General features: G+C 69.0%; 5 protein-coding genes, 1 tRNA gene and 1 rRNA gene. 6 read left to right on the forward strand and 1 reads right to left on the reverse strand.

The window, feature by feature from the left end; all coding sequences use genetic code 11:
* From rrf to ACWFR4_RS41790, 3 genes are all read left to right on the forward strand, one after another.
* Window positions 1–88 (forward strand): 5S ribosomal RNA (gene rrf / locus ACWFR4_RS41780); the annotation flags it as partial.
* A 99-nt stretch (window positions 89–187) separates the two neighbouring features.
* A complete protein-coding gene (locus ACWFR4_RS41785) occupies window positions 188–865 on the forward strand; it encodes a DegT/DnrJ/EryC1/StrS family aminotransferase (protein ID WP_453458645.1) in 678 nt (225 codons plus the stop codon).
* 85 nt (window positions 866–950) lie between these two features.
* A tRNA-Thr gene (locus ACWFR4_RS41790) sits at window positions 951–1,023 on the forward strand.
* 52 nt (window positions 1,024–1,075) lie between these two features.
* Here ACWFR4_RS41790 and ACWFR4_RS41795 read toward each other — a convergent pair.
* Window positions 1,076–3,754, reverse strand: a complete 2,679-nt coding sequence (locus ACWFR4_RS41795) for a SpoIIE family protein phosphatase (protein ID WP_453656794.1) — start codon at window positions 3,752–3,754, stop codon at window positions 1,076–1,078.
* A gap of 260 nt (window positions 3,755–4,014) precedes the next feature.
* On the opposite strand from ACWFR4_RS41795, the gene ACWFR4_RS41800 reads away from it, so the two are divergent.
* From ACWFR4_RS41800 to ACWFR4_RS41810, 3 genes are all read left to right on the forward strand, one after another.
* A complete protein-coding gene (locus ACWFR4_RS41800) occupies window positions 4,015–9,525 on the forward strand; it encodes a HAMP domain-containing protein (protein WP_453656795.1) in 5,511 nt (1,836 codons plus the stop codon).
* A gap of 274 nt (window positions 9,526–9,799) precedes the next feature.
* The gene (locus ACWFR4_RS41805; RefSeq protein ID WP_116509145.1) at window positions 9,800–10,483 is read left to right on the forward strand and encodes a response regulator; all 684 of its coding nucleotides are present in this window, start codon (window positions 9,800–9,802) and stop codon (window positions 10,481–10,483) included.
* 115 nt (window positions 10,484–10,598) lie between these two features.
* The gene (locus ACWFR4_RS41810; protein ID WP_453458641.1) at window positions 10,599–13,358 is read left to right on the forward strand and encodes a DNA translocase FtsK; all 2,760 of its coding nucleotides are present in this window, start codon (window positions 10,599–10,601) and stop codon (window positions 13,356–13,358) included.
* The last annotated feature ends 174 nt before the right edge of the window (window positions 13,359–13,532 follow it).

Raw genomic sequence — 13,532 nt, forward strand, 5'->3', positions numbered from 1 at the left:
CGGTTACATTCCGAACCCGGAAGCTAAGCCTCACAGCGCCGATGGTACTGCAGGGGGGACCCTGTGGGAGAGTAGGACGCCGCCGAACTATTTTTATAGAGCTGGTCCCTGAACTTCGGTTCAGGGACCAGCTCTTTTTTGTTTTGTGTCACTTGTCGTTCACGTTGCGCGGCCAACATCCCGTGCCATGGGGACAGTTGCAATGCTGAGGGCCGCCGGTATCGGAACCGGTGACGAGGTCATCGTGCCCGCCTACGGAAACGTCGAGGTCGCGGAGGCCGTCGAACTGGCCGGTGCCAGGCCGGTGTTCGCGGACATAGACCCGGACACGTACTGCCTCGCCCCCGCCTCGGTCGAGGCCGGCGTCAGTGCGCACACCGCGGCGATCATCGCCGTACACCGCTTCGGGCAGCCGGCCGATGTGGCGCGGCTCCGGGAGATCGGTGGGTGGCGCGGGCTGCTCGTCCTGGAGCAGGGCGAGTCGGAGCAGCCGCACGACGGGCTCGCCAGGCGGCGGGCGCACGCCGGCTATCTGAACGCGCGGCTCAATGGCGTACGGACGCCCGCCGAGAGCGAGCGGCACACCTACCAGCAGTACGTCGTACGGGTGCCCGGCAACGGGCGGCCCGACCGGGACGCCTTCGCACATGCCATACGGGCCAGGGGAATTGACTGCCGCGTGCCGGTGAAGACGCCCGTGCACCGACTGCCGCAGTTCCGGCGTGACGTCGCGCTGCCGGAGACGGAGCGGGCCGCCGACGAGACGCTGGCGCTGCCCGTCAGTGCCACGCTGTCGCGGCGCGAGCTCCACAAGGTCGTCTCCGCGTGCAATGCGCTCGGTGGGCTGCTGCAGCCCGCTTTCTGACGCGCAGGCGGGAAGGTTCGAACCGAGCTGAAGTTCGGGTATGCTTAATTCCGTTGCTGCGGGGGAAACTCCGGGAAAGCAACAGGCCCCTATAGCTCAGTCGGTAGAGCGTCTCCATGGTAAGGAGAAGGTCAGCGGTTCGATTCCGCTTGGGGGCTCAGACATAAAGGCCTCCGCCCTTACGGGCGGGGGCCTTTTGCGTTGGGGCTCTCAGTCCTTCTGGAGTTCCGGGACGCGCATGGTCAGGATGGCCATGTCGTCCGAAGGGGCATCAGACGCGAAACGCTCGACCGCGCGCATGATGCGGGCCGCTACCGCGCCGGCCGTCAGACCCGTACAGGTCGTCAGGACGTCCGCCAGGCCGTCGTCGCCCAGCATGCGGGTGCCTTCGCGGCGTTCGGTGATGCCGTCCGTGACACAGAGGAGGACATCGCCCGGGTCGAGCGTCATCGTCTGCTCGTAGAGCTCCAGGTCCTCCATGACGCCGAGGAGCGGCTGCGGCTCCGCGTACGGCTCGACTGTGCCGTCCTGGCGCAGGCGCAGGGGGAGCGGGTGGCCGGCGCAGACCATCTTCAGGACCGCCGAGCCGTCCTCCTGCGGCCACAACTCGCCGTAGAGGAGCGTGAGGAAGCGGCTTCGGGCGCCCTCGTCGAGGATCGCGGCGTTCAGGCGCTCCAGGACCGCGGGGCCGCCGAAGCCCTCGCGGGCCAGGAGGCGCAGGGCGTGCCGGGCCAGACCGGTGACCGCCGCGGCCTCCGGGCCCGTACCGCAGACATCGCCGATGGCGAAGCCGTAGGCGCCGTCGCGGATGGGGAAGAGGTCGTAGAAGTCGCCGCCCACCTCGTTTCCCTCGCCGGCCGCGCGGTAGATGACCTCGACCTCGACGCCCGGGATGTGCGGGAGCTCCGGTGGGAGCAGGCTTCGCTGGAGGGACTGACTGATGGCCACGCGCTCCGAGTAGAGGCGCGCGTTGTCCAGGGCGAGCGCGGCACGGCGGCTCAAGTCCTCGGCCAGTTCCAGGATTTCCTGGCGGAAGTGCTCGTCGGACGGCTTGCCGAGCGTGAGCATGCCGATGACGCGGTTGCGGGCGACCAGGGGGAGGACGACCGTCTCGCCGCCGACCGCGGCGGCCGTGGCGAGGGTCGTGCCGATGCCCGAGCTGACGCTCGCCGGTGCGCCGAGGTCGAGGCTGCGCTTGGACGTCCGTAGAGCCGCCTGGTGGGCCGCTTCGGCGGGTGCCGCCCAGACGCGGGCTCCGGGGGTGGGGACCGGGTCGGGCGGGGCGATCTTGGAGAGGAGCGCCTTGAGGCCGTCGATGCGCTCCTCGTCCTCGTGCAGGACGTACGAGAGGTATGGCTCCGAGGACTGGTCGGCGATCGTGTAGACGGCGCACCAGGTGGCGAGCGTCGGGACCGTCATCTGGGCCATGAGCGCCAGGGTCTGGTCGCGGTCGAGGGTGCCGGCGAGGAGGTCGGATGCCTCGACGAGGAAGCTGAGGGAGCCGCGGCGGAGCTTTTCGAGCTCGCCGAGGCGGGCCGACTCGACGGCCAGGGCGATGCGGTCGGCGGCGAACTGGAGGCGCAGGGCCTCCTCGTTCGAGTAGCGGTCGGGTGCCTCGGCCGCGACGCCGAGGGAGCCGGTGAGGCGGCCCTCGACCTTGAGCGGGACCGTGACGACCGAGCGCATGCCCGTGCCGTTGAGGAGCGGGACGGCGCCGGGGACGACTGTGAGGTCCTCGTGGACGGCCGGCATACGAGCTGAGCCGTAGCGGCCGGGGCCCACCTCCACGGGGACGCGGGCGAAGCGCTGGCGGGCCGACGGAAGGCCCGTGGAGGCGCGGACCTCCAGCTCGGTCTCGTCATCGGTCGCGAGGAGCAGGAAGGCGGAGTCGCCGTCGAGCATGTCGCGGGCGCGTTCGACCGTGCGCTGGAGCAGGCCGTCGAGGTCGTCCGGGGCGGGTGAGCCGATGAAGACCTGGAACGGGTCGGACGCGTTGCCATCGGACAGCGTGCCGCTCTCCGAGGTGGTCTGGCCGCGCAGCGGGGTCTGGAGGACGGCGCGCTCGTGGTCGCGTACCAGGAGGCAGACGGTGGAGGGATCGCCGCCGGCGTCGCGGACACGGAGGTGGGAGGCGTAGACGGGCGTCACGCGGCCGTTGGAGCCGCGGATGCCGTAGCTGCCCTCCCAGCGCGAGAACTGCAGAGCGTCGGCGATTCCCGTGCTCGTGCCGGGGGTGTGCGGCCAGGCCGCGAAGTCGGTGAGGGGTTTACCGATGACCTGATCGGCGACGTATCCGAAGAGGTGCTCCGCGTCCTCGCTCCAGGCGGCGACGGCTCCGGTGCGGTCGATCTGGACGACGGCGACCCGCACTCTGCTGTCGGCCAGCGGGAGGAGGTCCGTGGGGAGGGCGGGGCCCGCGGTGCGGGTGCCCACCGAGCGCTGGGGAAGGGCGAGTTGGAACCAGACGAGTTTGTGCGTCGGCGTGTAGTCGACGCCCCAGCGGGTGGCGAGGGCCGCGCAGAGCTGGAGGCCGCGGCCGCCCTCGCGGTCGGGGTTGCCCATGTTGATCGCGGACTGCTGGAGCGGGATCTCGCGCTCCGGATAGCGGTCGGAGACCTCGACGCGTACGCCGTCGTCGGTGCGCAGGCACAGGACCTCGGCGGAGGTGCCGGCGTGCACGACGGCGTTCGTCACGAGTTCACTGGTGAGGACGACCGCGTCGTCGATGATGTCGGGGAAGCCCCACCCCTGGAGGGTGTCGCGCACAAAGGCGCGGGCGGTCGCGACGGACCGCCCGACGGGGTCGAAGGTGGCAGCCGCGCGCGCGGTGATCACAGAACTCCCTGTATCAGTCGTACGAGTCTCGACGCCCATGTCTCCCGAACTCATGGCGCGGCCGCCCCCTCCGATGCCCGTCGTCCTCGTGCCACCGCCCTGGCCGGGCGGACCGGGGTGGGTGGACAGCCGCATGCAAGGTTACTTACCTTCGCCGTCCATGCGGATGCCGGTCGCCAGTGTTTCCGTCCGGAGGGTGTGCGAAGCTGCCGAACTGTTATGGCCTGGTTCAGCCATGGTGAAACACTGGGCAGGCTTCCGAAGAGAACCCGAGCAATCCGAGCAGTACGGCCAACCCTTGCGGGAGGGGCACAGTGGAGTCTGGCGCAGCGTCGCGAGGCACGAATACGCGCGCAAAGGGCGGACAGCCCCTGGCGAAACAGCGTAAACCGCGCAATGGGACCACAGCGGTGGACACCGCTGCCCTGAACAGACTGCTCGCCGGTCTTGTGGCGATGCGGGACGGTAACTTCCGCAAGCGCCTCACGGTGTCGGGCGACGGCCTCATGGCCGAGATCGCGGCGGTCTTCAACGAGGTCGCGGACCGGAATCTGCACCTCACCGGTGAGCTGTCGCGGGTGCGGCGGATGGTCGGGCGTGAGGGAAAGCTCACCGAGCGGCTTGAGGCGGGTGCCTGCGAGGGCTCCTGGGCCGCGGCGATCAACGCGTCGAACGCCCTGGTCGACGACCTCGTGCGCCCGGTCTCCGAGGTCGGACGGGTGCTCACGGCGGTGGCGGAGGGCGATCTGTCGCCGCGCATGGAGCTGCGTTCACAGGTGCCGGACGGCAACGGTCATCCGCTGCGGGGCGAGTTCCTCAAGGTAGGGCGCACCGTCAACAACCTGGTGGACCAGCTGTCGACGTTCACCGACGAGGTCACGCGGGTGGCCAGCGAGGTGGGCACGGAGGGCAAGCTGGGCGGTCAGGCCCGGGTGCGCGGTATGTCCGGTTCGTGGAAGGACCTCACGGATTCGGTCAACACCATGGCGTACCGGTTGACGGCTCAGGTGCGTGACATTGCTCTCGTGACGACCGCGGTGGCGAAGGGTGATCTGTCCCGGAAGGTCACGGTTCACGTCGCGGGCGAGATGCTCGAGCTGAAGAACACCGTCAACACGATGGTGGACCAGTTGTCGTCCTTCTCCTCCGAGGTGACCCGGGTGGCCCGCGAGGTGGGCACGGAGGGCGAGCTCGGCGGCCAGGCGCAGGTGCCGGGTGTGGCGGGTGTGTGGAAGGACCTCACCGATTCCGTAAATCTTATGGCCGGCAACCTGACGGCCCAGGTGCGCGGGATCGCGCAGGTCACGACGGCGGTCGCCAACGGTGATCTGTCGCAGAAGGTGACGGTGTCGGCACGCGGTGAGGTCGCCCAACTCGCCGAGACGATCAACCAGATGACCGAGACGCTTCGCACGTTCGCCGACGAGGTCACGCGCGTGGCCAACGAGGTCGGCGCGGAAGGGCAGCTCGGCGGGCAGGCGAATGTGCCGGGTGCGGCGGGGACGTGGAAGGACCTCACCGATTCGGTGAACACGGTCTTCCGGAACCTGACCACGCAGGTGCGCGACATCGCGACCGTCACGACGGCGGTGGCGAACGGCGACCTCTCGCAGAAGGTGACCGTCGATGTCGCCGGCGAGATGCTCGAGCTCAAGAACACCGTCAACACGATGGTGGACCAGCTGTCCGCGTTCGGCTCCGAAGTCACGCGCGTGGCGCGGGAGATCGGTGTCGAGGGTGAGCTGGGCGGCCAGGCGCATGTGCAGGGAGCTGCCGGTACGTGGAAGGACCTGACAGACTCCGTCAACACGGCCTTCCGCAACCTGACGGGCCAGGTCCGCAACATCGCGCAGGTGACGACGGCGGTGGCCAACGGCGACCTGTCGCAGAAGGTCACCGTGGACGTGTCCGGCGAGATGCTCCAGCTGAAGAACACCGTGAACACGATGGTGGACCAGCTGTCCTCGTTCGCCGACCAGGTGACGCGCATGGCGCGCGACGTGGGCACCGAGGGCCGGCTCGGCGGTCAGGCGCGGGTCGACGGCGTGTCCGGCACCTGGAAGGAACTCACCGACTCCGTCAACTTCATGGCGGGGAACCTGACTTCGCAGGTGCGCCAGATCGCGCAGGTGACCACGGCGGTGGCGCGGGGTGACCTGTCGCAGAAGATCGACGTGGACGCGCGCGGCGAGATCCTGGAACTGAAGAACACCATCAACACGATGGTCGACCAGCTCTCCGCTTTCGCCGACCAGGTGACGCGGGTGGCCCGCGAGGTGGGTACGGAAGGCCGGCTCGGCGGTCAGGCGCAGGTGCCCGGCGTCGCCGGCGTGTGGCGTGACCTGACCGACTCGGTGAACGGCATGGCCGGCAACCTCACCGCCCAGGTGCGCAACATCGCGCAGGTCGCCACGGCGGTGGCGCGCGGTGACCTGTCGCAGAAGATCGACGTGGACGCGCGCGGCGAGATCCTGGAGCTGAAGAACACCCTCAACACGATGGTGGACCAGCTCTCGAACTTCGCCGAGCAGGTCACGCGGGTCTCCCGTGAGGTGGGTACGGAGGGCATCCTCGGCGGGCAGGCCGAGGTCCAGGGTGTCTCCGGCACCTGGAAGGACCTCACGCAGTCCGTGAACGGCATGGCCAACAACCTGACCCTTCAGGTGCGCAACATCGCCGAGGTCACCACGGCCGTCGCCCGCGGCGACCTGTCCAAGAAGATCACCGTCGACGCGAAGGGCGAGATCCTCGAACTCGTCACGACCGTCAACACGATGGTGGATCAGCTGTCGTCGTTCGCCGAGCAGGTGACCCGTGTGGCCCGCGAGGTGGGTACCGAGGGCCAGCTGGGCGGCCAGGCGCGCGTGCGGGGCGTCACGGGCATCTGGAAGGACCTCAGCGACAACGTCAACCTGATGGCCAACAACCTGACCAGCCAGGTGCGCAACATCTCGCAGGTCGCGGCGGCCGTCGCCAGCGGCGACCTCACCAAGAAGGTCACGGTCGAGGCGCGCGGCGAGGTCGCGCAGCTCGCCGACACGGTCAACACCATGGTGACGACGCTGAGTTCGTTCGCCGACCAGGTGACCCGCGTGGCCCGTGAGGTGGGCACCGACGGCATCCTCGGCGGGCAGGCCCGCGTACCGGGAGTCTCCGGTACGTGGAAGGACCTCACCGAGTCCGTGAACGGCATGGCGTCGAACCTGACCGGACAGGTCCGCAACATCGCGATGGTCACGACCGCCATCGCCAAGGGCGACCTGACCAAGAAGATCGACATCGACGCCCGGGGCGAGATCCTCGAACTCAAGACGACCATCAACACCATGGTCGACCAGCTGTCCTCGTTCGCCGACCAGGTGACCCGGGTCGCTCGTGAGGTGGGTACGGAGGGCCAGCTCGGCGGCCAGGCCCGCGTGCGCGACGTCGACGGCACCTGGCGCGACCTGACCGAGTCCGTGAACGAGATGGCCGGGAACCTGACCCGTCAGGTGCGCGCCATCGCGGCCGTCGCCACGGCGGTGACCCGCGGCGACCTGAACCTCAAGATCGACGTCGACGCGGCGGGCGAGATCCAGGTCCTCCAGGACAACATCAACAAGATGATCTCCAACCTGCGCGACACCACGATCGCCAACGAGGAGCAGGACTGGCTGAAGGGCAACCTCGCCCGTATCTCCGGCCTCATGCAGGGCCGCCGCGACCTGGAGGACGTGGCCTCGCTGATCATGAGCGAGCTGACGCCGGTCGTCTCCGCCCAGCACGGCGCGTTCTTCCTGGCGCTGCCGACGGACGAGGCCGAGGCCGGTTCCGCGCCCGAGGACGCGTACGAGCTGCGCATGCTCGGCAGTTACGGCTACTCGATGGGGTCCATGCCGACCTCGTTCCGGCCCGGTGAGACGCTCATCGGGACCGCGGCCCAGGAGAGGCGCGCGATCCTCGTGGAGAACGTGCCGCAGGGCTATCTGAAGATCGCTTCCGGGCTCGGGGAGGCGCCGCCCGCACACGTCATCGTGCTGCCGGTGCTCTTCGAGGGGACGGTCCTCGGTGTGATCGAGCTGGCGACGTTCCAGCCGTTCACGCAGATCCAGAAGGACTTCCTGAACCAGATCGCCGAGATGATCGCGACGAGCGTGAACACCATCTCCGTCAACACGAAGACGGAGGTGCTGCTCAAGCAGTCGCAGGAGCTCACCGAGCAACTGCGCGAGCGGTCCGCGGAGTTGGAGAACCGGCAGAAGGCGCTCCAGGCGTCCAACGCGGAGCTGGAGGAGAAGGCCGAGCTGCTCGCCCAGCAGAACCGCGACATCGAGGTCAAGAACACCGAGATCGAAGAGGCCAGGCAGGTCCTGGAGGAGCGCGCAGAGCAGCTCGCGGTCTCCATGCGGTACAAGTCCGAGTTCCTGGCGAACATGTCGCATGAGCTGCGTACGCCGCTCAACTCCCTGCTGATTCTGGCCAAGTTGCTCGCCGACAACGCGGACTCGAACCTGACCCCGAAGCAGGTCGAGTTCGCCGAGACGATCCATGGCGCCGGTTCCGACCTGCTCCAGCTGATCAACGACATCCTCGACCTGTCGAAGGTCGAGGCGGGCAAGATGGACGTGTCGCCGACCCGCATCGCTCTGGTGCAGCTCGTCGACTACGTAGAGGCCACTTTCCGCCCGCTGACCGCAGAGAAGGGCCTCGATTTCTCCGTACGGGTCTCGCCCGAACTGCCCGCGACGCTCCACACGGACGAACAGCGCCTGCTCCAGGTGCTGCGCAACCTGCTGTCCAACGCGGTCAAGTTCACCGACTCCGGAGCCGTCGAACTGGTCATCAGGCCGGCGGGCGCGGACGTGCCCGACGCCATCCGTGAGCAGCTCCTGGAGGCGGGCTCCCTGCGGGAGGCGGACGGCGACCTGATCGCCTTCTCCGTGACCGACACCGGCATCGGTATCGCGGCCAGCAAGATGCGGGTGATCTTCGAGGCGTTCAAGCAGGCTGACGGGACGACGAGCCGCAAGTACGGCGGTACGGGTCTCGGCCTGTCCATCAGCCGTGAGATCGCGCGGCTGCTCGGCGGTGAGATCCACGCACAGAGCGAGGCCGGGCGTGGCTCCACGTTCACGCTGTACATGCCGCTGCACGCGAGCGAACTGCCGCCGCAGGGCTACCCGCAGCTCGCGCCCACCATCGAGCCGGGGATGCACGCCGTGCCGATGGAGGTCATGCCCCCCGAGGCGTCGATGCCGCCGGAGGTCAGGTCGTACCAGGACACCCAGCACGGTCCCGCCGCGCTCTTCAGGCGGCGCCGCAGGCAGGTGGCCGCGCCCGAACGGCGGCCGGCGCTGCCGGGACAGCCCGGGCAGCAGGGGCCTGCGGCGCCTGCGCAGGAGCGCGCCCAGGAGCAGTGGGCGGGCACCGGTCAGGAAGGGGCGCCGCAGGAGCGACGCACGTTCGTCTTCGGTGGCGAGAAGGTGCTCATCGTCGACGACGACATCCGTAACGTCTTCGCGCTCACCAGCGTCCTGGAGCAGCACGGCCTGTCCGTGCTGTACGCCGAGAACGGCCGGGAGGGGATCGAGGTCCTCGAACAGCACGACGACGTGACGGTCGTCCTGATGGACATCATGATGCCGGAGATGGACGGCTACGCGACGACGACGGCGATCCGCAGGATGCCGCAGTTCGCCGGGCTGCCGATCATCGCGCTCACGGCGAAGGCGATGAAGGGTGACAGGGAGAAGGCCATCGAGTCCGGGGCCTCCGACTACGTCACGAAGCCGGTCGATCCGGATCATCTGCTTACGGTGATGGAGCAGTGGATGCGCGGGGAGTGACCGGGTAGGTGTGCGTCGCTGAGCAGTTGTTGACCGAGTGTGGCCGAAGCCGTGTAGAACTGCGGTATTCGGGGAACCTTCTGGTCTCCCACTGCGTTTGTGCTACGTGCACAGTGACATCGCGGTGACAGGGTGTGGCGACGGGCGGGGTGCGGCTACCATGACCGGCACAAGGACGGGCGGCGCAAGGGAGTCGCCCTCTGGGGCGGCTTCCGGAGCCGCCCCAAGTCCTGCGGACAGGGGCGGCCCCATGCCGGGGCGAGGAGGGCGGGCCATGGTGCAGAAGGCCAAGATCCTCCTGGTCGATGACCGGCCGGAGAATCTGCTGGCGCTGGAGGCCATCCTCTCCGCGCTCGATCAGACACTGGTGCGGGCATCGTCCGGGGAGGAAGCACTCAAAGCGCTGCTCACGGACGATTTCGCGGTCATTCTGCTGGATGTCCAGATGCCGGGAATGGACGGTTTCGAAACCGCGGCGCACATCAAGCGTCGGGAGCGGACACGCGACATCCCGATCATCTTCCTCACGGCCATCAACCACGGCCCGCACCACACGTTCCGTGGGTACGCGGCCGGTGCGGTGGACTACATCTCGAAGCCGTTCGACCCGTGGGTCCTGCGCGCGAAGGTCTCGGTCTTCGTCGAGCTGTACATGAAGAACTGCCAACTGCGGGAGCAGGCGGCCCTGCTGCGGCTCCAGCTCGAGGGCGGCGGGAAGTCCGACGTCGGCGACTCCAAGGAGCCGGCCGGGCTGCTGGCCGAACTCTCCGCGCGGCTCGCGGCCGTTGAGGAGCAGGCCGAGGCGCTCTCGAAGCAGCTCGACGACGAGTCGGCGGACGCTGCCGCGGTCGCCACGGCCGCGCATCTCGAACGCAAACTCACCGGGCTGCGCCGCGCTCTTGACGCCCTGGAGCCCGGTACGGGAAGCGGCGCACCGTCACTTCCTTCGCAGAACTGAGCAGCAGCCCACCATTTGAGGAAGCGTCACTTCCGGGCACACCGATCCGCGACACGGACGGGTGAAGCAGTAGGCACACGTGTCCGCAGTGGTCTCCACCGGTAACCTCGCACTCATGGCCTCACGTCCCGCAGCCAAGAAGACGCCCGCGAAGAAGGCGGCCGCGCCGACCAAGGCTCCGGCGAAGAAGGCCCCTGCCAAGAAGACGGCCGCGAAGAAGCCCGCGGCCAAGAAGGCGCCCCCGAGGAAAGCCGCGGCGAAGAAGCCCGCGCCCAAGCCGGCGCCCAGCCCCACCGGGGGCGTGTACCGGCTTGCACGCGCGCTCTGGCTGGGCGTCGCGCACAGCGTGGGCGCGATGTTCCGCGGCATAGGCCGTGGCGCCAAGGGGCTCGACCCGGCGCACCGCAAGGACGGCCTCGCGCTCCTCCTCCTCGGTCTGGCACTGATCGTCGCGGCGGGCACCTGGTCGAATCTGCGCGGCCCCGTCGGCGACCTCGTCGAAATGCTCGTCACGGGCGCGTTCGGCCGCCTCGACCTGCTCGTACCGCTGCTGCTCGGCGGCATCGCCGTACGCCTCATCCGGCACCCCGAGAAGCCCGAGGCCAACGGGCGCATCGTGATCGGCCTGTCCGCGCTCGTCATCGGCGTACTCGGCCAGGTCCACATCGCCTGCGGCTCGCCCGCCCGCACCGACGGCATGCAGGCCATAAGGGACGCCGGGGGGCTCATCGGCTGGGGCGCCTCCACCCCGTTGAGCTTCACCATGGGCGAGGTGCTCGCGGTACCGCTCCTCGTCCTGCTCACCGTCTTCGGGCTGCTGGTGGTCACCGCGACGCCCGTGAACGCGATTCCGCAGCGACTGCGGCTGCTCGGTGTGCAGCTCGGCGTCGTCCATCCGGACCCCGAGGACGACGCGCTCGGTGCGGCGGACGACGAGCGCTACGACGAACAGTGGCGCGAGTCCCTGCCCGCGCGCTCCAGGCGGCGTCCGGCGGACCCCGAGACGTACGACCCCGACCAGGCGGAGCAGGAGGCGCTCTCCAAGCGGCGCAGGCCCCGGCGCACCCCTGTGCAGCCCGTCGTGACCCGGCCCATGGACGCGGTCGACGTGGCCGCAGCGGCCGCTGCCGCGCTCGACGGGGCCGTGCTGCACGGCATGCCCCCGTCGCCGCTGGTCGCCGATCTGACGCAGAGGGTCGGTACGGAGCGGGAGAGCGCCCCCGAGCGCACGGCGCCGGTACCTACCGCGCGGGCGAAGACCCCGGCGAAGGAGACCAAGGAGCCGGCACCTGAGCCCGCAGCCCCGGCGGCCAAGGCCGGCGTGCCCGACCTGACGAAGTCCGCCCCCGACGGCCCGCGCGACCTCCCGCCGCGCGCCGAGCAGCTCCAGCTGTCCGGCGACATCACCTACTCGCTGCCGTCGCTCGACCTCCTGGAGCGCGGCGGCCCCGGCAAGTCACGCAGCGCGGCCAACGACGCCGTCGTCGACTCGCTGTCGAACGTCTTCTCCGAGTTCAAGGTCGACGCCCACGTCACCGGCTTCACGCGCGGCCCGACGGTCACCCGCTACGAGATCGAGCTCGGCCCCGCCGTGAAGGTCGAGAAGATCACGGCGCTGGCCAAGAACATCGCCTACGCCGTCGCGTCCCCGGACGTCCGGATCATCTCGCCCATCCCCGGCAAGTCCGCCGTGGGCATCGAGATCCCGAACACCGACCGCGAAATGGTCAACGTGGGCGACGTCCTGCGCCTCGCCGACGCGGCCGAGGACGACCACCCGATGCTCGTCGCGCTCGGCAAGGACGTCGAGGGCGGTTACGTCATGGCCAACATGGCCAAGATGCCGCACATCCTCGTCGCCGGAGCCACCGGCTCCGGAAAGTCGTCCTGCATCAACTGTCTGATCACCTCGATCATGTGCCGGGCGACCCCCGAGGACGTGCGCATGGTCCTCGTGGACCCCAAGCGCGTCGAGCTCACCGCGTACGAGGGCATCCCGCACCTGATCACGCCGATCATCACCAACCCCAAGCGGGCCGCCGAGGCGCTGCAGTGGGTCGTGCGCGAGATGGACCTGCGCTACGACGACCTCGCGGCGTTCGGATACCGGCACATCGACGACTTCAACCAGGCGATCCGCGACGGCAAGCTCAAGACGCCCGAGGGCAGCGAGCGCGAGCTGAAGACGTACCCGTATCTGCTGGTCATCGTCGACGAGCTCGCGGACCTGATGATGGTCGCGCCGCGGGACGTCGAGGACTCGATCGTGCGCATCACACAGCTCGCGCGCGCGGCCGGCATCCACCTGGTGCTCGCCACCCAGCGCCCGTCGGTCGACGTCGTCACCGGCCTCATCAAGGCCAACGTCCCCTCCCGGCTCGCCTTCGCCACCTCCTCGCTCGCCGACAGCCGCGTCATCCTCGACCAGCCCGGCGCCGAGAAGCTGATCGGCAAGGGCGACGGGCTGTACCTGCCGATGGGCCAGAACAAACCCACCCGTATGCAGGGCGCCTTCGTCACCGAGGACGAGATCCACGCGGTCGTCCAGCACTGCAAGGACCAGATGGCGCCCGTCTTCAGGGACGACGTCACCGTCGGGACCAAGCAGAAGAAGGAGATCGACGAGGACATCGGCGACGACCTCGACCTGCTGTGCCAGGCCGCTGAGCTGGTCGTTTCCACGCAGTTCGGCTCCACGTCGATGCTCCAGCGCAAGCTGCGCGTCGGCTTCGCGAAGGCCGGGCGGCTCATGGACCTCATGGAGTCGCGGAACATCGTGGGACCGAGCGAGGGTTCGAAGGCACGTGACGTTCTTGTGAAGCCTGACGAACTGGATGGAGTGCTCGCCGTGATACGCGGGGAGGCTCAACCCTGAGGCGCGCGTCGCAGGGACAGCGCGCGCCCCGCAGGACGAACGGACGGCTCACACTCGCGATCGACGCTCACTCGTAAGGGAGCGTGAGGCAACCGTTTCCCCTCCGCGTACGTCAAGTTGAGGGAGGGGTCAGGTATATGTCCCAGCATCGGGGTGACCGGCCGTCGTGTCCGG

This window comes from Streptomyces sp. NPDC055140 (assembly GCF_053607285.1).

What these genes read in the sequence shown, in the direction of transcription:
- ACWFR4_RS41785 (WP_453458645.1), top strand. Translation starts at nt 188, where the DNA reads ATGGGGACAGTTGCAATGCTGAGGGCCGCCGGTATCGGAACCGGTGAC.
- ACWFR4_RS41795 (WP_453656794.1), bottom strand. Translation starts at nt 3,754, where the DNA reads ATGAGTTCGGGAGACATGGGCGTCGAGACTCGTACGACTGATACAGGG.
- ACWFR4_RS41805 (WP_116509145.1), top strand. Translation starts at nt 9,800, where the DNA reads ATGGTGCAGAAGGCCAAGATCCTCCTGGTCGATGACCGGCCGGAGAAT.
- ACWFR4_RS41810 (WP_453458641.1), top strand. Translation starts at nt 10,599, where the DNA reads ATGGCCTCACGTCCCGCAGCCAAGAAGACGCCCGCGAAGAAGGCGGCC.